The sequence below is a fragment of the Streptomyces galbus genome (genome assembly GCF_005280195.1).
GTDB lineage: Bacteria > Actinomycetota > Actinomycetes > Streptomycetales > Streptomycetaceae > Streptomyces > Streptomyces galbus.
The window spans coordinates 404,236-427,344 of record NZ_SZPR01000018.1; the positions used below are offsets into that span (position 1 = coordinate 404,236).

The 23,109-nt window shown below is 75.5% G+C and carries 18 protein-coding genes; 12 read left to right on the forward strand and 6 right to left on the reverse strand.

Annotated features, from left to right (window positions below; all coding sequences use genetic code 11):
• Positions 1-81: 81 nt before the first annotated feature.
• From E4U92_RS23080 to E4U92_RS23095, 4 genes are all read left to right on the forward strand, one after another.
• Positions 82-474 carry an ankyrin repeat domain-containing protein gene (locus E4U92_RS23080; protein ID WP_137302335.1) on the forward strand — a complete coding sequence of 131 codons (393 nt, stop codon included), beginning with the start codon at positions 82-84 and terminating at the stop codon, positions 472-474.
• A 303-nt stretch (positions 475-777) separates the two neighbouring features.
• On the forward strand, positions 778-2,196 hold the full coding sequence (locus E4U92_RS23085) for a HEAT repeat domain-containing protein (protein WP_137302336.1): 1,419 nt from the start codon (positions 778-780) through the stop codon (positions 2,194-2,196).
• A 176-nt stretch (positions 2,197-2,372) separates the two neighbouring features.
• On the forward strand, positions 2,373-3,500 hold the full coding sequence (locus E4U92_RS23090; RefSeq protein WP_137302337.1) for a glycosyltransferase family 4 protein: 1,128 nt from the start codon (positions 2,373-2,375) through the stop codon (positions 3,498-3,500).
• The gene (locus E4U92_RS23095) at positions 3,497-4,669 is read left to right on the forward strand and encodes a glycosyltransferase (protein ID WP_137302338.1); all 1,173 of its coding nucleotides are present in this window, start codon (positions 3,497-3,499) and stop codon (positions 4,667-4,669) included. Before E4U92_RS23090 ends, E4U92_RS23095 begins: the two co-directional genes overlap by 4 nt.
• Positions 4,670-4,767: 98 nt before the next feature.
• Here the strand turns inward: E4U92_RS23095 and E4U92_RS23100 are convergent, their stop codons facing one another.
• Genes E4U92_RS23100 through E4U92_RS23120 form a run of 5 tightly spaced genes read right to left on the reverse strand, consistent with a single transcriptional unit; the run spans position 4,768 to position 9,173 of the window.
• Positions 4,768-5,637, reverse strand: a complete 870-nt coding sequence (locus tag E4U92_RS23100) for a 5-oxoprolinase subunit C family protein (protein ID WP_137302339.1) — start codon at positions 5,635-5,637, stop codon at positions 4,768-4,770.
• On the reverse strand, positions 5,634-6,278 hold the full coding sequence (locus E4U92_RS23105) for a 5-oxoprolinase subunit B family protein (protein ID WP_137302395.1): 645 nt from the start codon (positions 6,276-6,278) through the stop codon (positions 5,634-5,636). The genes E4U92_RS23100 and E4U92_RS23105 overlap by 4 nt, the downstream gene beginning before the upstream one ends.
• Before the next feature lie 2 nt (positions 6,279-6,280).
• Positions 6,281-7,039 (reverse strand): LamB/YcsF family protein, encoded by a 759-nt coding sequence (locus E4U92_RS23110; protein ID WP_137302340.1) that lies wholly within the window; start codon positions 7,037-7,039, stop codon positions 6,281-6,283.
• Positions 7,040-7,059: 20 nt separating this feature from the next.
• Positions 7,060-7,881: a putative hydro-lyase gene (locus E4U92_RS23115; RefSeq protein WP_137302341.1), complete on the reverse strand. Its 822-nt coding sequence runs from the start codon at positions 7,879-7,881 to the stop codon at positions 7,060-7,062.
• Entirely contained in the window at positions 7,878-9,173 is a 1,296-nt protein-coding gene (locus tag E4U92_RS23120) for an MFS transporter (RefSeq protein ID WP_137302342.1), read from the reverse strand. Before E4U92_RS23120 ends, E4U92_RS23115 begins: the two co-directional genes overlap by 4 nt.
• A 194-nt stretch (positions 9,174-9,367) precedes the next feature.
• On the opposite strand from E4U92_RS23120, the gene E4U92_RS23125 reads away from it, so the two are divergent.
• From E4U92_RS23125 to E4U92_RS23140, 4 genes are all read left to right on the forward strand, one after another.
• Positions 9,368-10,075, forward strand: a complete 708-nt coding sequence (locus E4U92_RS23125) for a GntR family transcriptional regulator (protein WP_137302343.1) — start codon at positions 9,368-9,370, stop codon at positions 10,073-10,075.
• Positions 10,076-10,189: 114 nt separating this feature from the next.
• Complete coding sequence (locus E4U92_RS23130) at positions 10,190-11,716, forward strand: hypothetical protein (protein WP_137302344.1); 1,527 nt, start codon at positions 10,190-10,192, stop codon at positions 11,714-11,716.
• A 127-nt stretch (positions 11,717-11,843) separates the two neighbouring features.
• Positions 11,844-12,734, forward strand: coding sequence for a hypothetical protein (locus E4U92_RS23135; RefSeq protein ID WP_137302345.1), 891 nt, complete (start codon positions 11,844-11,846; stop codon positions 12,732-12,734).
• Between the two features lie 89 nt (positions 12,735-12,823).
• Entirely contained in the window at positions 12,824-17,458 is a 4,635-nt protein-coding gene (locus E4U92_RS23140; protein WP_137302346.1) for a coiled-coil domain-containing protein, read from the forward strand.
• Between the two features lie 100 nt (positions 17,459-17,558).
• On the opposite strand, the gene E4U92_RS23145 is transcribed toward E4U92_RS23140, so the two are convergent.
• Positions 17,559-18,224 (reverse strand): hypothetical protein, encoded by a 666-nt coding sequence (locus E4U92_RS23145; RefSeq protein WP_373311536.1) that lies wholly within the window; start codon positions 18,222-18,224, stop codon positions 17,559-17,561.
• Between the two features lie 398 nt (positions 18,225-18,622).
• On the opposite strand from E4U92_RS23145, the gene E4U92_RS23150 reads away from it, so the two are divergent.
• The 4 genes from E4U92_RS23150 to E4U92_RS23165 are packed head-to-tail and all read left to right on the forward strand — an operon-like array spanning position 18,623 to position 23,062.
• A complete protein-coding gene (locus E4U92_RS23150; protein ID WP_137302347.1) occupies positions 18,623-21,583 on the forward strand; it encodes a sensor histidine kinase in 2,961 nt (986 codons plus the stop codon).
• Entirely contained in the window at positions 21,580-22,014 is a 435-nt protein-coding gene (locus E4U92_RS23155; RefSeq protein ID WP_137302348.1) for a roadblock/LC7 domain-containing protein, read from the forward strand. The genes E4U92_RS23150 and E4U92_RS23155 overlap by 4 nt, the downstream gene beginning before the upstream one ends.
• A 9-nt stretch (positions 22,015-22,023) precedes the next feature.
• Positions 22,024-22,419 carry a DUF742 domain-containing protein gene (locus tag E4U92_RS23160; RefSeq protein ID WP_137302349.1) on the forward strand — a complete coding sequence of 132 codons (396 nt, stop codon included), beginning with the start codon at positions 22,024-22,026 and terminating at the stop codon, positions 22,417-22,419.
• Positions 22,420-22,456: 37 nt separating this feature from the next.
• Entirely contained in the window at positions 22,457-23,062 is a 606-nt protein-coding gene (locus tag E4U92_RS23165) for a GTP-binding protein (protein WP_137302350.1), read from the forward strand.
• Positions 23,063-23,109 lie beyond the last annotated feature (47 nt).

Consider the following 23,109-nt stretch of genomic DNA (forward strand, 5'->3'; position numbering starts at 1 on the left):
CGAGCGCCGTCCGGCATGTGCCCGACGAGCCAGTACCCTGACGATTCACCCGAACGGTTGCATGGAGAGGTGGTCCGGCCGATGACTGAAGCCCCCGACCCCGAGGTCGTGGAGCTGGCGACCAAGATCTTCGATCTGGCCCGGCAGGGGCGGACGGAGGAACTGGTGGCGTACGTCGACGCGGGCGTGCCGGCGAACCTCACCAACGACCGCGGCGACTCCCTCGTGATGCTCGCCGCCTACCACGGGCACGCCGAGGCGGTGCGTGCGCTCCTCGCGCGCGGCGCCGAGGCGGACCGGATCAACGACCGGGGCCAGACCCCGCTCGCCGGGGCCGTCTTCAAGGGGGAGACGGACGTCATCGAGGCGCTCCTGGAGGCCGGGGCGGACCCCGCCGCCGGCACGCCGTCGGCCGTCGACACCGCCCGGATGTTCGCCAAGACCGGCCTCCTGGAGCGGTTCGGCGTCCACTGAGCGACGCGGTGCACGACCGACAGAACGACGACCACGGGGGAGGGCGGTACGGGGCCGCCGGAAATTTCGGTCGCGGCAGGGAGAACCGCCGAGTCATCATGACGTCGTGATTCACGGACGCGATGGCTGGGCAGGTGTTGCCGCACCGCGCGGGCCGTGATGCGGCCCGCATGGGCCACCGACGAGAGGCAGGGAGAGATGGTCTGCAGCAAGCAGGAAACGGCGGGCGCCCCGACGTGTTGTCACGCGGCCAGGTAATGCACGTCCCCGGTTGCGTCGACGCTTGATGTGAGGCTGTTTCCCATGTTCGATCCGTTCATAGCGCCCAGCGGTACGCTGCTCGGCCTGCTCCAGCGAGGCCGTGGCGACGGCACACTGCACGCGCTGACCGCCCCGCGGGCCGAGGCGCTCGCGGCCCTGAACCACTGTGTGCTGCGCGACCCCCGCCGCGACTGGCAGGTCGAGAACCGCTCCCTCTACTACGCCCGTCTCTACCTCGACCTCGACGGCGGACTCGAGGACATCGAGGCACACCTGTTCGATGTCGAGGACGCCTTCGACACCGAGGAGAGCCGCACCGGCCTCGCCCTCGCGGTGCTCGGCCACCTGGCCTCCTACGGCCGGCGCGACGCCCTGGAGCTGCTGCGCCGCTACGCCTCCGCCGGCTCCAACTGGGCGTGGGCGCTCGACGAGCTGGCGCTGCGCGACGACGACGCGGGCCTGCGGGCCCTCGCCGCCCCGGTGCTGGCCCGCTTCGCGACCGACGCCGAGGGCGAGGCCGAGCTGGCCGCCGCCGTCCGCGACGCCTTCGAACCACGGCCCTGGCGGCTGTGGGCCGAGGACCCGCGCGAGTACGTCTCGGCACGCGTGCGGGCCGCCCAGGAGGCCGGCTGCTTCGACCGGTGGCAACGGCAGATGCGCTCCGGCGGGCCCCGTCCCGGCTGGAGCGTGCGGGCCGTGTTCGAGTGGGCCCAGCAGGGCCTGGAGCGCGGCTCCGCCCTGCACGTGCCCGCCGCCCGCTGCCTCGTGGCCGTGGCCGGCCCCGAGGACCGGCCGGAGATCGTCCGCGCCGCGCAGGACGGCACCGAGGGAGCCCGGTGCACCGCCCTGCGCTACCTCGCCGACAGCAACGACCCCGACGCCCTCGACCTGATCGAGACGGCGGTGGCCACGGGCACCACCACCGTGGTGGAGGCCGCCGTCGACGCCTTCGAACGCATGCGCTCCTTCGCGGCCGTCGACCGCGCCCGCGGCTGGGCGCGGCGCCCCGACGCCCTCGGCGCCGCCGCCGGGCGGATGCTCGCCTGCCGGGGCGCCCGCAAGGACAGCGACCTGGTCCTCGGCGCCCTGCGCGAGGCCGTCCGCGGCGAGGGCTGCGACGCGCCGACCCTGTGGACCCTCGTCGACGGCGCCGGACGCCTCGGGATCGTCTGCGCGGCACCCGTGCTGCGCCACATCTACCGGGAGACCGCCTCCTCCCATCTGCGCGGCCGCTGCGCCCGGGCGCTCGCCGCGACCGACCCCACCTTCCCCACCGGCTTCGCCGTCGAGTGCCTGTGGGACTGCGAGGAGGCCACCCGCGAGATCGCCGCCCGGCACGCCGAGACGGGTGACGCCCGGGTCGTGGAGCGGCTGCGCCGCCTCGCCGCCGACCCCGCCGAGGAGGACGACGTCCAGAGCGCCGTCCGCAGCCGCATCGGACCCGACACGACCGCCCGCTGACCCCCTGGCGCCGGGTACACCCGTGCCCGGTGGGTGAACGCGGGGCGACCCGCGGGCAGGGGCGGCATGGACGCCGTCCGGCCCGCCCGGGTGTGCAGCGCAACGCTCATGGGACGTTTGTCGTCCGGAAAGATCCACGTTGACGCGGGCACGTCCAGTACGGCGACAACATCCGTATGCGTGTCGTCATCGTGACCGAATCCTTTCCCCCCGATGTGAACGGCGTGGCCCACTGCGCGCTCCAGACCGCCCGGCACCTCGTGGACCGCGGTCACTCCCCGCTCGTCGTCGCGCCGGCCACCCCGGCCGGTCCCGGGCCGGACGCCCTCGCGCCCTGCCCCGTCGTCCGTGTCCCCTCCCTGCCGCTGCCGGGCTACCCCCAGGTCCGCGTCGCCCTGCCCAGCCGGCGCGTCACCACGGCCGTCGCCGAGCACCGGGCCGACCTGGTGCACCTGGCCAGCCCGTTCATCCTCGGCGTGCGCGGCATGGCCGCCGCGACCCGGCTCGGCCTGCCCGCCGTCGCCGTCTACCAGACCGACCTCGGCGGGTACGCCCGCACCTACATGGGCATCGGCGAGGCCGCGGCCTGGCGGCGGATCCGCTCCGTCCACGCCGCCGCCGACCTCACCCTCGCCCCGTCCAGCGCCGCGCTGCGCGACCTGGAGACCCACGGCGTCCCGCGCGTGAAGCTGTGGCCGCGCGGGGTGGACACAGTCCGCTTCCGCCCCGGGCACCGCGACGAGGCCCTGCGCCGGGACCTCGCGCCGAACGGCGAACTGCTCGTCGGCTACGTGGGCCGGCTCGCCCCCGAGAAGCACGTCGAACTGCTCGCCGAGGTCTGCGGCCTGCCCGGCGTGAAGGTCGTGGTGGTCGGTGACGGGCCCAGCGAACCGCACCTGACCCAGGCCCTGCCGGGCGCCGCCTTCCTCGGGCGCCGCACCGGCGACGACCTCGCCCGGATCTTCGCCTCGCTGGACGTCTTCGTGCACACGGGCCCCTTCGAGACGTTCTGCCAGACCGTGCAGGAGGCCATGGCGAGCGGTGTGCCCGTCGTCGCGCCGGCCGCCGGCGGTCCGCTGGACCTGGTCGCCCACGGGCGCACCGGTCTGCTCGTCCGGCCGCGCGACGCGTCCGCCGTCCGCGACGCGGTCCGCACCCTGGCCGCCGACCCCGCCCGGCGCGCCGCCTTCGGGGCCGCCGCCCGGGACACCGTCGAGGGCCGCACCTGGGCCGCGATCGGCGACCGGCTCATCGAGCACTACGCGGACGTCCTCGGCGCGCGCCGGCCGGTGGTGGCGGCATGAGGACCGAGGGACTGCGGATCGTCCGCCTCGCCAACTTCGTCGCCCCCGCCTCCGGCGGCCTGCGCACGGCCCTGCGCGAACTCGGCAAGGGCTTCCGGGCCGCCGGCCACGAAACCGTCCTCGTCGTGCCGGGCGCCCGCCACGACGACCGCGACACCGAGCAGGGCAGGGTCATCACCCTGCCCGGACCGCTGCTGCCCGGCACCGGCGGCTACCGCGTGCTGACCGACCGACGGCGCGTCGCCGCGCTCCTCACGGACCTCGCCCCGGACCGCCTGGAGGTCTCCGACCGCACCACCCTGCGCTGGACGGGCAAGTGGGCCCGGCGCGCCCGGGTCCCCGCCGTGATGGTCTCCCACGAGACCGCCGACGGCGTCCTGCGCACCTGGGGCGTCCCGGAGGCCGCGGCCCGGCGCGCCGCCGACGCGCTCAACGTCCGTACGGCGCACACGTACGCACGCGTGGTGTGCACCACCGAGTTCGCCGAGCGGGAGTTCGTGCGCATCGGCGCCCGCAACGTGGTGCGCGCCCCGCTCGGCGTGGACCTCGTCGAGCGGCACCCCTCGCTGCGCGACCCCGGCCTGCGGGCGCGGTACGCGCGTGCCGGCCAGGTGCTGCTGGTGACCTGCACCCGGCTCTCGGTCGAGAAGCGGCCCGGCACCGCCCTCGACGCCCTGGAGGCGCTGCTGGCCCGGGGGACGCGGGCCGTGCTGGTCGTCGCCGGGGACGGGCCGCTGCGCCCACGCCTGGAGCAGCGGGCCCGGGAGCGGCGGCTGCCGGTCACCTTCCTCGGGCACCTCTCCGACCGGCACGCCCTGGGCGCGCTCCAGGCGAACGCCGACGTCTGCCTGGCCCCGGGGCCCGCGGAGACGTTCGGGCTCGCCGCACTGGAGGCCATGGCGTGCGGCACGCCCGTCGTGGTCAGCGCCTCCTCCGCGCTGCCCGAGGTGATCGGCTCCGCGGGCGCCACCGCCGCCGACCGGGGCGAGGCGTTCGCCGACGCCGTCGAGGCGCTGCTGGACACCCCGGAGCGGGCCCGGCGCGGGGCGGCACGCGCGCGTGCCGAGTGCTTCGGCTGGGACACCGCGGTCGCGGCCTTCCTCACCGCGCACGACGCCGCCGTACCGGACCGGCCCTCCCACCAGGTCGGGTCCGGGAGCCGAGGATGAGCCCCGTCCGCTTCGTGGCGCTCGGGGACTCGCTGACGCAGGGAGTGGGCGACCCCACCGGCGACGGGTGGCGCGACTGGGCGGTGCCCGACGGCCGCTCAGCGGTGCCGTACGGCCACGAAGCGGAGCGGGGTGCCCGGGGCCGCCTGGGCCGCCGCGGGCAGGTCGGCGGCGCGGACCACGCCGATCACCGGGTAGCCGCCGGTCGTGGGGTGGTCGGCGAGGAACACCACGGGGCGGCCGTCCGGGGGGACCTGGACCGCGCCCAGGACCATGCCCTCGCTGGCCAGCTCGCCCGTCAGGGCCCGCTCCAGCGCGGGTCCCTCGGTGCGCAGCCCGATGCGGTTGCTGGCGGAGGACACGCGGTACGCGTGCGTGGTGAAGTCGCGCAGCGCCCGCCGCGTGAACCAGTCGTCGCGGGGACCGAGGCTGACGCGCAGGACGAGTTCGGCCGGGGGAGCGGGCTGGGGTGCGACGTCCACGCGCGCGGGGGACGGCACCCGGCACCCCAGCGGGAGCACCGCGCCGTCGGACAGCGGCGGGGGCCCGAGCCCCGACAGCAGGTCGGTGGAGCGGCTGCCGAGCACGCGCTCGACCGCCAGGCCCCCGCCGACCGCGACGTAGCTGCGCACCCCGGACGTCGCGGCGCCCACGTCCAGCAGCGAGCCGGCGGGCACGCGCACGGGCGCGCCCCACGCCACCGGGCGCCCGTCCACGGTGACCGGGCAGGGCGCGCCGCCCACCGCGACGGTCACCTCGCACCGCGGGCGCAGGGCGCAGCCGGTGAGCGTCGTCTCCAGGACGGCCGCCCCGGGCCGGTTGCCCACCAGCCGGTTGACCAGCGCGGCCGCCGGTGCGTCCAGCGCTCCGGAGCGCGGCACGCCCAGGTGCGCGTGGCCGGGCCGGCCCCGGTCCTGGACGGTGGTGAGGGCCCCCGCGCGGACGACGGCGAGCGCGCGGTCGGTCATCCGGCCGCCCCCTGCTCCGGGGCGGTGTCCGCCGACCGGTCGACGAACCGCACGCGCGTGCCGGGCGACAGCAGCGCCGCCGGTACGCGCGCGGTGTCCCACAGGACCGCGTCGGTGGTGCCGATGAGCTGCCAGCCGCCGGGGGAGGACCGCGGGTAGACGCCCGTGTACGGCCCGGCGAGCGCCACCGCGCCGGCCGGCACGGCGGTGCGCGGGGTGGAGCGGCGGGGCACGTCGTAGCGCGGCGGCAGACCGGTGAGGTAGCCGAAGCCGGGCGCGAAGCCGCAGAACGCGACCCGGAACTCGTGACCGGCGTGGATGCGCGCCACCTCACCCTCCGCGACCCCCCAGTGCGCGGCGACCTCGGCCAGATCCGGTCCGTCGTAGCGCACGGGGATCTCCACGACGTCGCCCTCGCGCGCGGGGGCGGGCGGCACCTCCCAGGAGAGCAGCTCGCGGGTCAGGTGTGCCGGGTCGGCGACGCCGTCGAGCAGGACCGTGCGCGCGGCGGGGACGATCTCCCCGGCCGTCAGCAGGCCCTGCGCCCGGCGTCGCAGCAGCTCCGCGTGGAGGGCCTGCGCCTCGGTGCCGGAGGCCAGTTCCACGAGGAGCGCGTCGTCGCCCACGGGCAGCACCCTCATGCTCATGCGAACGCCTCGACCCGCACGCCCGATTCCTCCAGCCGTCGCCGCACCCGGCGCGCGAGGTCCACCGCGCCGGGCGTGTCGCCGTGCACGCACAGGGACCGCGCGCGTACCTCGACCGGGGCGCCCGAGCGGGAGGTGACCCGGCCGTCGCACGCCAGGCCCACCGAGCGTTCCACCACGTCACCTGGGTCCTCGATGACGGCGCCCTCCTGAGTCCGCGGCACCAGCGTGCCCGCGTCGGTGTACGCGCGGTCCGCGAACGCCTCCGGCACGGCGCCCAGGCCCGCCTTCGCGGCCAGGTCCAGCAGCCGCGAGCCGGGCAGGCCCAGCACCGGCAGCGCCGCGTCGGCGAGGAGCACGCCCTCGACCACCGCGGCGGCCTGCTCCTCGTCGCGCACCACCCGGTTGTAGAGCGCGCCGTGCGGCTTGACGTACGCCACGCGCGCGCCGGCCGCCCGGGCGAACACCTCCAGGGCGCCGATCTGGTAGGCCACCTCGGCCGCCAGCTCGGCGGACGGCACGTCCATGGCGCGCCGCCCGAACCCGGCCAGGTCCCGGTAGGAGACCTGCGCGCCGATCGTCACGCCCCGCTCGGCGGCCAGCGCGCACACCCGGCGCATGGTGGCCGCGTCCCCGGCGTGGAAGCCGCACGCCACGTTGGCACTGGTGACGACGGACAGCAGCCCCTCGTCGTCGGTGAGCCGCCAGCGGCCGAAGCCCTCACCGAGGTCGGCGTTCAGATCGATCGCGCTCATGGTGTCATCGTGTCTCCTGCTCAGGCGACGCGGTACTGCTCGTCGCGGGCGTCGGTGAGGAACATCTGTCCCGGCGCGTGCGTCAGGGCGAACGGCGGCCGGGAGGCCATGACCGCCGCCTGCGGGGTCATTCCGCACGCCCAGAACACGGGGATGTCGTCCGGCTCGGCGTCCACCGGGTCGCCGAAGTCGGGCCGGGAGAGGTCCTCGATGCCCAGCGCCGACGGGTCGCCGCAGTGCACGGGGCTGCCGTGCACCGCCGGGAGCAGGCTGCTCTCCCGGATCGCCGCCTCCAGGTGCCCCGGCGGCACCGGGCGCATCGAGACCACCATCGGGCCGTGCAGCCGCCCCGCCGGCCGGCACTGACGGTCCGTCACGTACATCGGCACGTTGCGGCCCTGCTCGACGTGCCGGATCGGCACGCCCGCCCGGCTCAGCGCCCACTCGAAGGTGAAGCTGCACCCGAGCAGGAACGTCACCAGGTCGTCCCGCCAGTACCCGCGCACGTCCGTCGGCTCGTCCACCAGGCGCCCGTCCCGCCACACCCGGTAGCGCGGCAGGTCGGTGCGCAGGTCGGCGTCGTCGGCCAGCACGGTCGTCCAGGAGCCGGCGTCGGTGACGTCCAGGACGGGGCAGGGCTTGGGGTTGCGCTGGCAGAACAGCAGCATGTCGTACGCCCAGTCCTGCGGCACCGAGATCAGGTTGACCTGGGTGTGGCCGGCCGCCACCCCGGCCGTGGGGCCGGTCAGGCCCTCCCGGAAGCGGGCCCGGGCGGCCCGGGGGCTCCACGCGTGCGCGTGCTCGTCCACGAGGGTCACCGGGCGGTCGTCCGTGCGGTTCACACCAGCTCCTTCCCGCGCGTCTCGGGCAGCCCGAGCAGCGCCAGTGCGGCGATCGCGTAGCCGATGGCGCCGAAGACCAGCGCGCCGCCCACGCCCCAGCTGTCGGCCAGGAAACCGACCGTGGTGGGGAAGACGGCGCCGACCGCGCGCCCGGTGTTGTAGGTGAAGCCCTGACCCGTGCCGCGCACGGCGGTCGGGTACAGCTCGCTCAGGTAGGACCCGAACCCGCTGAAGATCGCCGACATGCAGAACCCGAGCGGGAAGCCGAGCACGAGCAGCAGTGAGTCGGCGCCGCCCGGGATGTTCGCGTACGCCAGGATGCACACCGCCGACAGCAGCGCGAACAGCCAGATGGTGCGGCGCCGGCCCAGCCGGTCGGTGAGGTAGCCGCCGGTCAGGTAGCCGAGGAACGCCCCCGAGATCAGGAACGTGAGGTAGCCGCCGGTGCCCAGCACGGAGAGGCCGCGCTCGGACTTCAGGTACGTCGGCACCCAGGTCGCGAGCGTGTAGTAGCCGCCCTGGACACCGGTCGACAGCAGCCCCGCGAACACGGTCGTGCGCAACAGCGGCCCACGGAAGATCGCCGTGAACGAGCCCTTCCCGGCGCTGCGTTCGCGGGCGGCGGTGGCCACCGGCGCGTCCTCGACACGGCGCCGGACCCACACGACGAGCAGCGCGGGCAGCGCACCCGTCCAGAACATCACGCGCCAGGCCAGGTCGTCACCGCAGAACGAGAAGACCAGCGTGTACACGATCGCCGCGAGCCCCCAGCCGACGGCCCAGGAACTCTGGATCGCGCCGAGGGTACGGCCGCGGTGGCGCGCGCTCGCGTACTCGGCGACCAGGATCGCGCCGACCGCCCACTCGCCGCCGAAGCCGAGGCCCTGCAGGGCGCGGAAGACCAGCAGCGTCTCGTAGGTGGGGGCGAAACCGCAGGCGACGGTGAAGACGGCGTAGGTCACCACCGTGATCATCAGGGCCCGCACCCGGCCGATCCGGTCGGCCACCACGCCGGCGAGGGCGCCGCCGACCGCCGAGACGACGAGGGTCACCGTGGTGAACAGGCCGGTCTGGCCGCTGTCGAGGCCGAAGTAGGCCGCCAGGGCGACCATGCTCAACGGCAGGGTGAAGTAGTCGTACGAGTCCAGTGCGTAGCCGCCGAACGCGCCGGCGAAGGCGCGCCGGCCGCGTGGGCCGAGGGCGCGCAGCCAGCCGAACGCGCCTGCCGCGTCGGCGGGTCCGGCGGCCGGTGGGTGGGTGGGGGCGGTCCGGGGCGGAGGGGTCGTGCTCATGAGGCACCTCGCAGAGGGATGACGGAGGGTGCGGGGGTGAGCCGTGCCGTGCTGCGGCGCCGTGGTCTTCCGGCCTTCCGGCCTTCCGGCCTTCCGTGGGGACGGGGCGCCGTGTGCAGCAACGTAGAGGATCGTTCAACGATCCTTCAATACCCCTGTTGTTTCGTTCCTGTGTCTGCGGTTGAATTCCGGGCATGGCAGAGCAGCTCGCGGGACTGGCCGACGACCGAGCCCTCCTGGGGCGCACCAGCACGGCCGAGCGCGTCGCCGACATCCTCAGGAGCCGCATCGCCGAGGGCTACTTCTCGCCGGGCACGCGTCTGTCGGAGGACAGCATCGGCGGCGCGCTCGGGGTGTCCCGCAACACCTTGCGCGAGGCGTTCCGGCTGCTCACCCATGAGCGTCTGCTGGTCCACGAGCTGAACCGGGGGGTGTTCGTGCGCGTCCTGACCGTGGAGGACGTCGAGGACATCTACCGCACGCGCGCGCTGGTCGAGTGCGCGGTGGTCCGCGGGCTCGGCGAGCCGCCGTACGCGCTCGACGGCCTCGCCGGCGCCGTCGCCGAGGGGCAGCGGGCGGTGCGCGAAGGTGACTGGAAAGCGCTGGGCACCGCCAACATCCACTTCCACCGGGAGCTGGTCGCGCTGGCGGGCAGTGAACGCACCGACGAGCTGATGCGCAGCGTCTTCGCCGAACTGCGCCTGGCCTTCCACGTCGTGGACGACCCGCGGCGGCTGCACGAACCGTACCTGGCCCGCAACGAGCAGATCCTCCAGGCCCTCCGGGCCGGCGAGCGGGACCGCGCCGAGGACCTCCTCGGGGTGTACCTGGGCGACTCGCTGGAACGGGTGGTCGAGGTGTACCGGCGCCGGGTGGGGGAGGACGGGGCGGGGGTCGGCTGACCGGGACGCGGGTGCGGCCCGGTCCGGTCGCCGCCTGCGTCTCGCGGCGCCGTGACGGCCGTGGCATCTGCGTCGTTTGGGTCGATGTCAGACCGAGGACCTAGTCTGTGCACCGTGACTTCGCCTGCATCGACGGACCGTGTTCCGCCCCAGCTCAGCGCGGGGCCGCGTCCCGCGCCGGGGCCGGCCGCCGACGAGGGCCTGGCGCGGCGGCTGCGCGCGCTCGCCTGCACCGCGCCGATCCACGACCTCGACGCGCGCAAGGCAAACCTCGCCGGTGAGTACTCGGTGTACGGCATGGCGGAGATCGCCCTCGCCGCGATCGACCTCGTCACACTCACCATGGACTTCGACACCGGCGCCGACCACGACGAGATCGTGGCCCGCCTCGTCCCGCGCATCGCCGCCCAGGCCCCGCAGCGGCCCGCCGCCGAGCACGAGCGCGTGGCCCGCTGGGTCCTGGAGAACCTGATCAACGTCGGCAGCGTCGACCGCGGCTTCCGCGCCGTGTACGGCACCTTCGCGCCCGACGGCACCTATGTCCGTCGGGACTACGACTTCAAGCTGATCGAGGAGGTCCCGGGCTACGGCGGCGCCGTCTACCTCCGCACCACCGACGAGGCCGTCAACGTCCTGGTGGGCGCCCTCGACACCGACGTCACCAGCGCCCAGATCGCCGCCGAGGTCAAGCTGGAGGTGCTGATCCGGCGCGGCCGCCTCGCCGACGCCCAGCTCGCCGCCGAGCAGGCCCGCTACCGCACCGTGCAGTACTCGGAGACCCTGCGCAGGGCGCTGGAGGCCACCCGGCGCAACGTGCGCGCGGTGGACTGGCTCAACGCCGTGCCCGACATGATCGCCGAGGCGCTCGACCACGTCGCCGACCGCTACCGCCACGAGAACGCGATCCTCACCAACATCCGCAAGGCACGCGACGAGTCCGAGGACCCGGAGAACAAGCGCCGCGCCGCGGAACTCGTCGACATCGTCAAGGACTGCATCCGCCGCCACACCCAGCTCCAGTCCCGCCTGCTGGAGGCCGGCCCCCTCTTCCGCGCCGAGCAGGACCGGCAGGCGTTCGCCGCCCCCCTGACGACCTCCGGGATAGACCTCTACGGCCAGCTCGTCGCGCCCGTGCTGCCGTTGCCGCTGGAGCAGGCGATCCGGGTCACGGACGCGTTCTTCGCCCGCGGGACGGGACTGCGCACCCCGGTGTCCGTGCGGGTGACCGACCTGGTCGACATCCTGCTGACCCCGCCGGTGGAGCGCGAGCACCTCGGCGCGGAGATGCCGGAGCCCGACCTCATCGCCACGCCGGACGACAGCCGCTTCAGCGAGGAGCAACTGGCCGCCGCCATGGAACTCCTCGACCTCCCGGCGGACGCCCCGCGCAGGCTCTCCGGGCTGCTCGCCGACGCCCGCCGCAAGGATCCCGACCTGCCGTACCTCGTCGCGCTGCTCGCCGTGCACGCCGCGAGTCCGCCCGTCGGCACGGCCTACCGGCAGGGCGAGCAGAAGCTGCTGTTCGCCGTGGACGACGGCACCGAGCTGGACGACGAGGAGTTCGGCGGCGCGGACCTGATCGTGGGGACCGCCCTGCTGGACGCGGCGGGCATGGCGGCGGACCGGACGGAGGCGGCGTGATGCCCGACGCCCACCGTGCCGCCCGGGCCACCGCCCGGTACGGGACGGCCGCCGGCGGCCTCCGCCCGCCCAGCCGGGCCCGGACCCGCCCCCCTGCCCCTCGCCCCCGGAACAAGGAGTTGCCGTCGTGACCGAGCACGTCGACCGGAGCGACGCGGAGGCCCCCGCCCCGGCGGCCGGTGCCGCCCCCGTCACCCCCGCCGACGCCGCCGACGCGGCGCGGCTCGTCGCCTTCGGGCTCCAGCCCAAGCTGCAGCCCGCCCGCGACCAGGAGTACGCCGACCTGCTGCGCCGCTACCGCGAGGACCCGCCCTTCGCGCGGCTCGCCGACGCCGTCGCCGCCGGGCTCGGCCTGATCGTGCTGGAGGTCTCCCCGCGCGCGGGGATGGCCGTGACCGCGGCCGAGGACTCGGTGTTCGCCGTGCGCATGGGCGACTACGCGCGCCGCACCGCCACCGACTCCGGCGACCGCTTCCTGCACGGCCTCGCCCACCTCGCGGTCGCCGCCATGGCGTTCCCCCGCCCCGAGGACCTCGCCGACGACGGGTACATCGGGCGGGTCACCGTCAACGGCGTCGACGCGTTCGTGCGCCAGGCCTGCCGCCGCCTGGAGGAACGCGCCGAGGAACAGGGCGAGAACACCGACCCGGCCACCGACGCGCCCGGCCTGGAGGCCGCCTGGCGGATCTGGGCCCGCCGCAGCGCCGCCGGTGCCACCAAGGACGCCCGCCGCCTCGCCGGGTCCACCACCGGCATCGTCGGCAAGGCCGTCGCGTTCCTCACCGACTCCGGCTTCCTCCAGCGCACCGGCGACGACAACGGCGGCACGTACCGCACCACGGCCCGCTACCAGCTCCAGGTGCGCGACCTGGCCGGCAGCGCCGCCATGGGCGAGCTGCTGGAGCTGGGCGTCGTCCCGGTCACCGACGGCACACCGAGCCTGCTGCCCCCCGAGGAGTCCGACGACCTGCACATGGTGGCCGACGCCGGACTGCCCTTCCACGCCCCGTCCCCCTGACCCGCCCCCTGCCGACCCCTCCCGACCGGGTCTTCGCGGCCCCGCCCACCGACCCTCCCGAACCGCCAGAAGACTGACGAGAGTCCGCCATGTACGAGCTGTCCCGGGTCCGCCTCTACTCCATCGGGCCGGCCGGTGCGCGCTACGCCGACACCGTGCTCGACCTGCGCGGGGTGGGCGACGTCGTGCCCGACCCCGCCCCCGCGCAGGCGGAGTTCTTCGAGGAGGAGCCGGTCGGCCCGCCGCGCCGTCCCGCGCCCGCCGGCGTGCTCTTCCTGGAGAACGGCGGCGGCAAGTCCGTCCTGCTGAAGCTGATCTTCTCGGTGATGCTGCCGGGCCACCGCAACACCCTCGGCGGCGCCAGCTCCGGCGTGCTGCGCAAGTTCCTGCTCGCCGACGACTGCGGCCACGTGGCCCTGGAGTGGCAGCACGTGCAGACCGGCGAGTGCGTCGTCGTCGGCAAGGTCAGCGAGTGGCGCGGCCGCCAGGTGTCCAACGATCCGCGCAAGTTCGCCGAGGCGTGGTACTCCTTCCGCCCCGGCCCCGGGCTCACCCTGGACAACCTGCCCGTCGCCGAGGCCACCGCCGTCCGGCCGCCCGTCGAGGGCCAGTCCGGCGCGCAGGGACGCCGGCGCACCATGAAGGGCTTCCGTGACGCCCTCACCGAGGCCGGCAAGGCGTACCCGCACCTGGAGGTGCACTGGGAGGAGATCCACGAACGCTGGACCGAGCACCTCGGCGACCTCGGCCTGGACCCCGAACTCTTCCGCTACCAGCGCGAGATGAACGCCGACGAGGGCGAGGCCGCCGGCCTGTTCGCGGTGAAGAAGGACTCCGACTTCACCGACCTGCTGCTGCGCGCCGTCACCGACACCCGCGACACCGACGGCCTCGCCGACCTGGTCGGCGGCTTCGGCAACAAGCTCGGACGGCGCGCCGAACTGATCGCCGAACGGGACTTCACGGCCGGCTCCGTCGACCTGCTCGGCCGGATCGTCGAGGCCGCCGACACCCGCGCGCGGGCCCGCGAGATCCACACCGCCGCCGAGCGCCGCACCCGCACCCTGGCACGACGGCTGTCCGCGCGCGCCGCGCAGGAGCGCACCCGCGCCGCCGACCTCGCCCAGCGGGTCACCGGCGCCGCCCACGCCGTCACCCACGCCGAGGCGGCCCGCGGGCGCAGCGCGCTCGTCGCCGCCGAACTGGCCTACCGCCACGCCTCGCTGGCGCTCGCCGCGGCCGAGAAGTCCGCCGCCGCGCAGAAGCGTGAACTCGCCGACGCGCGCACCCTGCACGCCGCCTGGCAGGCCGCCGAGGCCGTGCTGCGTCACCGCGCCGCCGCCGACCGCGCCGCGCGCGTGTCCGCCGCCATCCAGGAGGCCGAGCGGGACGCGGCGCCCGCGCTCGCCGCCCGCGCCAAGGCCGCCGTCGACCTCGTCCGGGCCCTGCACGCGGCCGCCGACCGGGCCGAGCACCTCGCCAACGAGGAGGAGGAGCGCTCGGCCTCCCTCCAGGAGGTCGGCGAGGCGGCCCACCGCGACGCCACCGCCGCCGCCACCGAGGCGCAGCGCGCCCGCAGCGAGGCCGGGCACCTGCGCCAGCGGCTCGCCGAGGTCGAGCAGGAGACCGCCGAGGCCGTACGGGCCGGCTGGCTCGACGACAGCGCACCCGACGCCGACCCCGCCCGGGCGGCCCTCGCCGCGAGCGACGCCGAGAAGAGCGCCGTCGCCGCCTGGGACAGCGCCCGCGAGGCCTCCCGCCGGGCGGGCGAGCACGCGCGCGAGGCCGCCTCCGCCGAGTCCCGCGCCGAACTGACCGCGGCCCGCGCGGCCGACGCGGCGACGGCGGCGCAGCGGTCGTACGAGGCGGAGCGCCGCCTCGCCGAGGCGCTGGCCGGCGAGGACCGGCTGGCGGAGCTGCTCGGGCTCACCGACGGCCGCACGAGCATCCCCCGCCCCCGCCACGAGAGCGCGGCCCCCGAGGACGGCGGGACCCCGGGCGACGGCGCGCTCACGCCCGAGGACCTCGACCGCTGCGCCGACGAGCTGCGCCAGTTGCTCGACGACGCCGTCGCCTCCGCCGAGCGCCAGCTCTTCGACCTGCGGACGGCCGCCGCCGACGACGCCCGCATCCTCGGCGCCCTCGGCGACGGCGGCCTGCTGCCGCCCGGCCCGGACGTCCTGGCCACCGTCGAGTTCCTCGGTGAGCACGGCATCCCCGCCCTGCCCGGCTGGCGTTACCTCGCCCAGGCCGTCGACCCGGCGGACCACGCGCGGGTGCTCGCGGCCCGTCCCGAGCTGGTCGACGGCGTGATCATCACCGACCCCGACTCGCACGCACGCGCGCGTGAGGCGCTGGGCGAGGCCGCCCTGCTGCCGCGCTCCGCCGTCGCCGTCGGCACGGCCGCCGCCCTGCTCGCCCCGACCCCGGCCGAGGACTCCCTCGGCGGTGACGTGTTCCTCGTCCCGCCGAACCCCGCCATGCACGACGAGCACGCCGCCGACGAGGAACGGCAGGCGCTGCGCGCCCGCGCCACCGAGCGGGACGAGGAGATCCGCCGGCTCGCGGCCCGGCTCGGCAAGGACCGCGAACTGTCCGCGCGGCTCACCTCCTGGCGCACCGGCTGCCCCGCCGGCCGGCTGGCCGAACTCGCCCGGGCCGCCGAGGAGGCCGGCGTCTTCGCCGAGGAGGCCGAGGCCGAGCTCACCGAGGCGCGCACCGTGCGTGCGGAGACCGAGGAGGCCGCCGCCGAGGCCGCCCGGGTGCGCGACGAGAAGCAGGAGGCCGCCCAGAAGGCCCGGCGCGCCGCCGACGCCCTCGCCGGCCTCGCCTTCCGGCTCCGCGAGCGGGCCGGCTGGCAGGCCAGGCTCCGCGAACTCGCCGACGAGGCCGCCGAGTCCGAGGCCCGCGCCCAGGCCTGCCTGGAGCGGGCCCGCGCCGCAGACGAGGACCGGCGCGCCGCCCAGCGCGCCGCCGACGACGCCCGCCGCACCGCGCGTGCCCTGCGCGCCGAACGCGCCGAGGTCGCCGGCGCCCCTGACGACGTGCCCCGGGGGGAGGGCGACGAGGCACCCGACGCGTCCCTGCCCGCCCTGCGCGAGGCGTACCGGGCCGCCTCCCAGCTGTACGAGAAGGTGGGTGTCGGCGCCGACCTGCGCGCCGAACAGGCCCGCGCGGAGAGCGACGAAAGCGCGGCCCGGGCCGAACTGGACCGGCTGAGCAACAAGGTGCGCACCCGCGCGGAGCAGCTCCTGCAGTCGCCCGACGGTTCCGACGGACCGTCCCGGCAGGCCGCCGCCGCCCGCGCGGAGGAGCTGGTGCAGCTCCTGGAGACCCGCATGTCCAGCGCGAGCGAACAGCTCGGGCGGCTGCGCGGCGAGGCCGAGCGGCACGCACCCGAGGACGGCGGGGCGCACACCGAGCTGCCCGAGGAGCTCCAGCCGCGCGACGCCGAGCACGCCCAGGCCCTGCTGCGCACCGCGACCGGCGAACTCGCCTCCCGCACCGAGGCGCTGAGCCAGGCCCGCGAGGCGCACGCCGAGCTGCTGGACGCCCACCGCGCCGCCGAGGACGCGGCCGGCGGCTTCGACGAGATCGCCGCCATGCTGCGCGACCTGCTGCGCGAGCACGCCGCCGACGAGGAGCAGGACGAGCCGGAGCCGTATCCCGGCAGCCTGGAGGACGCCCGGCAGTCGGCCGCCGAGACCCGCCGCTCGCTGCGCGGCTGCTCCGCCGACCTGTCCGCCGCCGAGGCCGCCGTGCGCGAGGCGAGCGACGTGCTCGTACGGCACGCCAACTCCACGCGCTACGAGCAGGTCCGCACCCCCGCGCGCCAGCAGATCCGTGAACTGCCCGCGTCCGCGCTGCCCGAGCACGCGCAGAAGTGGGCCGACGCGTTCGCCCCCCGGCTTCGGGTGCTGACCGACGAGCTGGCACAACTGGAGCGCAACCGCGACTCGATCGTGGACCGGCTGCGCGGCCTGGTGGAGTCCGCCCTGGCCACCCTGCGCTCCGCCCAGCGGCTCTCCCGGCTGCCCGAGGGACTCGGCGAGTGGTCCGGACAGGAGTTCCTGCGCATCCGCTTCGAGGAGCCCGACCAGGCCACCCTCACCGAGCGGCTGGGCGAGGTCGTCGACGAGGCCACCCGCGCGGCCGTGAAGAAGAACTCCGACCTGCGGCGCGACGGCATGTCCCTGCTGCTGCGCGGCGTGGCGGCGGCCCTGCAGCCCAGGGGCGTGGCCGTCGAGATCCTCAAGCCGGACGCGGTGCTGCGCGCCGAGCGGGTGCCGGTCGGGCAGATGGGGGACGTGTTCTCCGGCGGCCAGCTCCTGACGGCCGCCATCGCCCTGTACTGCACGATGGCCGCCCTGCGCTCCAACGACCGGGGCCGCGACCGGCACCGGCACGCGGGCACGCTGTTCCTGGACAACCCCATCGGCCGGGCCAACGCCACGTACCTGCTGGAGCTCCAGCGGGCGGTGTCCGACGCCCTGGGCGTGCAGCTCCTCTACACCACGGGCCTGTTCGACACGACCGCTCTGGCGGAGTTCCCGCTCGTCATCCGGCTGCGCAACGACGCCGACCTGCGGGCCGGCCTGAAGTACATCCGGGTGGAGGAACACCTGCGTCCGGGGCTGCCGCAGCAGGCCCCCACCGGCGAGACGGTGCACAGCGAGATCACGGCGACCCGGATGTTCAAGCGCCCGGCGACGACGGGGTCGTAGAGCCGGCGGACGGATTCACGCCGGGGGCGAGGCCCTCAAGCGGTGCGGGGTCCGGTGGGGACACACCCGAGGGTGTGTCCCCACCGGACCCCGACCTGGTTCAGGAGTGCGACAGTTGCCCGGCGCCGCCGCGCCGGCGTATGCGCCCCTGGGCGCGCTCGGCGGCGCGCTCCTGACGGCGGGCCCGGCGCCGCTCCCGGCGCAGGGCGCGGGCGGTGCTGCTCGGGCTGGAGACGACGCCATGGCGCTGGTTCCACACCTGGCGCGTCACCCAGACGTCCAGCACGCCCCAGGTGGCGACGATCGTGCTCACCACACTGCTGATCACCATCGGGAAGGCCAGCCACGATCCGGCCATGGCGCACAGGAAGGCCACCATCGCCTGCAGCAGCGTCACGGCGGCGAAGAGCACCGCACGCACCGCCGCCGTCCGCACCGGGTCGGGCAGGCGCCGCCGCTCGGCCGGCTCCTCCACCCACAACGGCCGGTACTCGGGCTCCTCCCGCGCACTGTCCCGTATCCCGGCCCGCGCGGCTCTGCCGCCGTGCCGGGCCGTCCCCTCGATCCCCACTGCCGTCATGTCTCGGTCCCCCGTCCCCGCCCCCGCGTCCACCGGGGCGTCGCGTCGGTCGGCCGTGTCGCGTCCGCTTGCCGGAATACCGCGATCCGGTGCCTCGAGTTCCCGCGGCGGCGCCTTGTACGCCACCGCGTCGTCCTCGGGCGCTCCGCGCCGCTCCGCCGTGCCCATCACCGTGTCACTCCCCACCGCCGGCAGACCGCTCGCCCGGATCACGACCCGGCTCCCCAGTGGCTGCCCGGCTTGCGCTGATTTACGCCGCCGTGGGACCGCATCCGGCTCAACTGGCCGATTCCGCCCCACGTCCCGATGAGAAGGACGAACAAGACGCCCCAAAGATTCCCCGGCGACGACAAATTCTGGCCAAATCGCCGTACCGGCCGCTCCCACCCGATCCCCGTGCCCGTACGCCAGGCGGGGCGGCATCTCCCGCAATGACCGGACACCTCCCCATGTCCGAGGCCCTGTGCGGAAGTTCTGGTTCCGGACGGCTCTTCGAGTTAACTGTGCGGCGGTAGTAGGCTCGCCCGCGTTTGTTGACGCACACGCGTACCCCCCTCCGCCGGGGGTCCGAGCTGGGGGAGGCCATGCGCTTTCGCGGGAAGTCCATCCGCCGGAAGATCGTGGCGCTGCTCCTCGTGCCGCTGGTGTCCCTGACCGCCATCTGGGTCTTCGCCACGGTGCTCACGGGCCGCGAGGCGAGCAGGCTCTTCGCGGTGTCCACGACGACGGAGAAGGTCGGCTACCCCGTCGAGGACGCCATCCGCGGCATCCAGCAGGAACGCCGGCAGAGCCTCGTCTACCTCGCCGACCCGCGCGCCGCCGGCGCCCTCGACGCCCTGCGCCGCACGCGCACCGCGACCGACAAGGCCGCCTCCGAACTCCGGCGCAACGCCAGGGACTCCGACCTGCGCGACTCCCTCGACCAGGACGACAACGACGGACTGACCGCCGTCCTGGACGCCCTCGGCGGCGTCGAGGCCCTGCGCACGAGCGTCGACCAGCGCACGGTCAGCCGGGCCCAGGCCCTCGACCTCTACAACCACCTCGTCGACCCCGGCTACGAACTGCTCGCGAAGCTGGACGCCGTCGACAGCGTGGAGATGGACAAGCAGTACCGTGCGCTCGTCAACACCGCCCGCGCCCGCGAACTGGTCTCCCGCGAGGACGCCCTGCTCGGCTCCGCCCTCGTGGCGGGCCGGCTCACCCGCGCCGAGATCCGCGCGGTGTCCGACCTCGAGGCGCAGCGCGAGGCGGTGTACGACATCAGCCTCCCGCAACTGCCCGACGGGGAGAGCGAACGCTTCGAGCGCTTCTGGGCCAACGCCACCACCGCGCCGCTGCGCGCCGCCGAACGGGCCGTCGTCACCACCGAGCCCGGTGACATGCCCCGCGGGGTGACCGCCCGCGGCTGGGACACGGCCGCCGGCAGCGTCCTCGACGAACTCGGCACCCTCGACGAGCAGGCCAACGACCGCTACCAGGACCGCGTCCGCCCGGTCGCGATGGAGGTCATCCTCAAGGTCGCCCTCGGCGGCGTGCTCGGACTGGTCGCCGTGCTGGTGTCCCTCTTCCTGTCCGTGCGCATCGGCCGCGGCCTCATCCGCGACCTGCGCCAGTTGCGGCTGGACGCCCACGAGGCGTCCGGCGTCCGGCTGCCCAGCGTGATGCGCCGCCTCTCCGCCGGCGAACAGGTCGACGTGGAGACCGAGGTGCCGCGCCTGGAGTACGAGAAGAACGAGATCGGCGAGGTCGGCCAGGCCCTCAACACCCTGCAGCGGGCCGCCGTCGAGGCCGCCGTGAAACAGGCCGAACTGCGCGCCGGCGTCTCCGAGGTCTTCGTCAACCTCGCCCGCCGCAGCCAGGTGCTGCTGCACAAGCAGCTCACCCTCCTCGACACCATGGAGCGCCGCACCGAGGACACCGACGAGCTCGCCGACCTGTTCCGCCTCGACCACCTCACCACGCGCATGCGGCGCCACGCCGAGGGCCTGGTGATCCTCTCCGGCGCCGCGGCCTCACGGCAGTGGCGCAAGCCCGTCCAGCTCATGGACATCGTCCGCGCCGCCGTCGCCGAGGTCGAGGACTACGAGCGCATCGAGGTCCGCCGCCTGCCCCGCGTCGCGGTCACCGGCCCCGCGGTCGCCGACCTCACCCACCTCGTGGCCGAACTCCTGGAGAACGCCACCGTGTTCTCCCCGCCGCACACCGCCGTGCAGGTCCTCGGCGAACGCGTCGCCAACGGCTTCACCCTGGAGATCCACGACCGCGGCCTCGGCATGGCGCCCGAGGCCCTGCTCGACGCCAACCTGCGCCTCGCCGAGACACCCGAGTTCGAACTGTCCGACACCGACCGGCTCGGCCTGTTCGTGGTCAGCCGGCTCGCCCAGCGGCAGAACGTCCGCGTCTCCCTGCAGCCGTCCCCCTACGGCGGCACCACGGCCGTGGTGTTCATCCCGGACGCCCTGCTCACCGACGACGTGCCCGACACCAACGGCATCGGCTTCCGCCTGGACCGCCCGAGGCCGCCCAAGGAGAAGGACGGCGCCGACGGCCGCACCGCCGCCGCGGTCCAGCTCCCCGGGCTGCCCGTCCCCGTGCTGGACGGCCCGGTCGAGCTGGAGGCACCCGTCGACCTGGACGCCCTGGACGCCCTGGCCGGCTTCCCGGACGCCCTGGACGAGGACGACGGCGAGCACGGCGGGCTCTTCCTGCCGCGCCACCCCCTCGCCCGCGCCCACGACGACCGGCCGGCCCCCGCCGACGACCAGCCCCGCGGCCTGCTCGACCCGCTCGACGGCGCGGGCGGCGACCCCGACGGCCCGCTCGCCCTGCCGCGCCGGACCACCCCGAAGCTGGTCAGCTCGCACGGGCGTCCCGTCGGCGACCGCCGCTCCCGGCGCACCGGACCCGACGAGGACCCCGCCCGCCGCGCGGACACCGGCTCCCTGGCCCCCCTGCCCACGCGCCGACGCGGGGTCACGGCCCAGATACCGCGGTCCGGCGCCCCGGACGAGCAGCCCACCCGTGGAGCCACGGCACCCGTGTCCCGCTCCGGCGCCCCGGACGAGCAGCCCACCGGCCGCCCGCGCCCCACACCCCGCCCGGAGCGTGCCCCCGACGACGCGGCCCGGCCGTCCGCGCCGTCCCCGCGCTCCGCGCAGGAGCCGGCCACGCCCGACCGCCGCGACGAGCGCACCCGGCGGACCGGGCCCCCCGCCCCACGGCCCGCGGGCGCCGTGCCCGGGGGACAGCCGGGCGGCCCCGACGACACCACGGCGGGACCCCCGGCCGAGGGAACCGGCCCCGCCCCGGGCGGCGGCCTGCCCCGACGCGTGCGGCAGGCCAACCTGGCGCCCCAGCTACGAGAGGGACCCGCGCGGCGCACCGCCGACCGCCCCGAGCTCGCCGACCGGGACGCCGACGAAGTACGCAGCCGTATGGCCTCGCTCCAGCGCGGCTGGCAGCGCGGCCGCGCAGAGAACGCCGAGGGCGACGACGCCCGCGACGGCACAGCACCACAAGGAACGAAGGGGGACGGTCGATGACCGCACCGAAGGCGACCGGCCACACCGCGATCGAGGGCCGCGAGCTGAACTGGCTCCTCGACGAACTCGTCGACCGCGTGGCCAGCATCCGCAAGGCCGTCGTGCTCTCCGGCGACGGCCTGGCGACGGGCGCGTCGAAGGACCTCACGCGCGAGGACAGCGAGCACCTGGCCGCCGTGGCCTCCGGCTTCCACAGCCTCGCCAAGGGCGTGGGCCGCCACTTCGACGCGGGCAGCGTCCGGCAGACCGTGGTCGAGCTCGACGACGCGTTCCTGTTCGTCACGGCCGCCGGCGACGGCAGCTGTCTCGCCGTGCTGTCGGACGCCGACTCCGACGTCGGCCAGGTGGCGTACGAGATGACGCTGCTCGTGAAGCGGGTCGGCGTGCATCTGGGCACCGCTCCGCGCACCGACCTGCCCGCCGGTGGGTAGTGGGATGGCATGAGCACAGAGGGTCAGGGACGGAGCCACTGGTTCGACGACGAGGCCGGACCGGTCGTCCGTCCGTACGCCATGACGCGGGGCCGCACCAGCCACGCGGCCCAGCACCGCCTCGACCTGATCGCGGTGGTCGTCGCCGAACCCGACGCGGACCACCCGGAGACCGACCCCGCGCTGTCCCCGGAGCACGTGGACATCGTCGCACTGTGCCGCGACGCCCCCCAGTCGGTCGCGGAGCTCGCCGCCGGACTGGACCTGCCGGTCGGCGTCGTCCGGGTCCTCGTCGGCGACCTCGTGGACGCCGCGTTCGTGCACGTGAACCGGCCCGTCCCGCCGGCCGAACTGCCGGACGAGAGCATCCTGCGCGACGTCATCAACGGCCTGCGGGCGCTGTGAGCAGCACCGACCCCCCACTGAGCAGGAGAAGTGACCGATGATCTTCGGGCGTTCTGAGCGCGGCAAGCCCCCGGTCGAGCCCGTCACACTCAAGATCCTGGTGGCCGGCGGATTCGGCGTCGGCAAGACCACCCTCGTCGGCGCCGTCAGCGAGATCCGACCGCTGCGCACCGAGGAGTTCCTCACCGAGGCCGGGCGGCCCGTCGACGACACCACGGGCGTGGAGGGCAAGCACACCACCACCGTCGCGATGGACTTCGGGCGCATCACCCTGCGCGAGGACCTGGTGCTGTACCTGTTCGGCACCCCCGGGCAGGAGCGGTTCTGGTTCATGTGGGACGAGCTGTCCGAGGGCGCGCTCGGCGCGGTGGTGCTCGCCGACACCCGCCGCCTGGAGGACTGCTTCGCCGCCGTCGACTACTTCGAACGGCGCGCCATCCCGTTCGTCGTGGGCGTCAACTGCTTCGAGGGAGCCCCCCGGTACCCGGTCCAGGACGTCCGGCGGGCGCTCGACCTGGACGACGACGTCCCCGTCCTGCTGTGCGACGCCCGTGACCGCGAGTCGGTCAAGGACGTCCTGGTCGGTGTGGTCCAGCACGCCATGCGGTTCGGCGCCGAGCGCCGCCAGACCGTCACGACCTGACCCGCCCGGCGGCGCTCGGCCGACCGCTGGCACGGCCCGTACCCCCG

Bases quoted from the DNA above. Each gene is read 5' to 3' on its own strand.
- E4U92_RS23080 (WP_137302335.1), top strand. From the start codon at position 82: ATGACTGAAGCCCCCGACCCCGAGGTCGTGGAGCTGGCGACCAAGATC.
- E4U92_RS23085 (WP_137302336.1), top strand. From the start codon at position 778: ATGTTCGATCCGTTCATAGCGCCCAGCGGTACGCTGCTCGGCCTGCTC.
- E4U92_RS23090 (WP_137302337.1), top strand. From the start codon at position 2,373: ATGCGTGTCGTCATCGTGACCGAATCCTTTCCCCCCGATGTGAACGGC.
- E4U92_RS23095 (WP_137302338.1), top strand. From the start codon at position 3,497: ATGAGGACCGAGGGACTGCGGATCGTCCGCCTCGCCAACTTCGTCGCC.
- E4U92_RS23100 (WP_137302339.1), bottom strand. From the start codon at position 5,637: ATGACCGACCGCGCGCTCGCCGTCGTCCGCGCGGGGGCCCTCACCACC.
- E4U92_RS23105 (WP_137302395.1), bottom strand. From the start codon at position 6,278: ATGAGGGTGCTGCCCGTGGGCGACGACGCGCTCCTCGTGGAACTGGCC.
- E4U92_RS23110 (WP_137302340.1), bottom strand. From the start codon at position 7,039: ATGAGCGCGATCGATCTGAACGCCGACCTCGGTGAGGGCTTCGGCCGC.
- E4U92_RS23120 (WP_137302342.1), bottom strand. From the start codon at position 9,173: ATGAGCACGACCCCTCCGCCCCGGACCGCCCCCACCCACCCACCGGCC.
- E4U92_RS23125 (WP_137302343.1), top strand. From the start codon at position 9,368: ATGGCAGAGCAGCTCGCGGGACTGGCCGACGACCGAGCCCTCCTGGGG.
- E4U92_RS23140 (WP_137302346.1), top strand. From the start codon at position 12,824: ATGTACGAGCTGTCCCGGGTCCGCCTCTACTCCATCGGGCCGGCCGGT.
- E4U92_RS23150 (WP_137302347.1), top strand. From the start codon at position 18,623: ATGCGCTTTCGCGGGAAGTCCATCCGCCGGAAGATCGTGGCGCTGCTC.
- E4U92_RS23155 (WP_137302348.1), top strand. From the start codon at position 21,580: ATGACCGCACCGAAGGCGACCGGCCACACCGCGATCGAGGGCCGCGAG.
- E4U92_RS23160 (WP_137302349.1), top strand. From the start codon at position 22,024: ATGAGCACAGAGGGTCAGGGACGGAGCCACTGGTTCGACGACGAGGCC.
- E4U92_RS23165 (WP_137302350.1), top strand. From the start codon at position 22,457: ATGATCTTCGGGCGTTCTGAGCGCGGCAAGCCCCCGGTCGAGCCCGTC.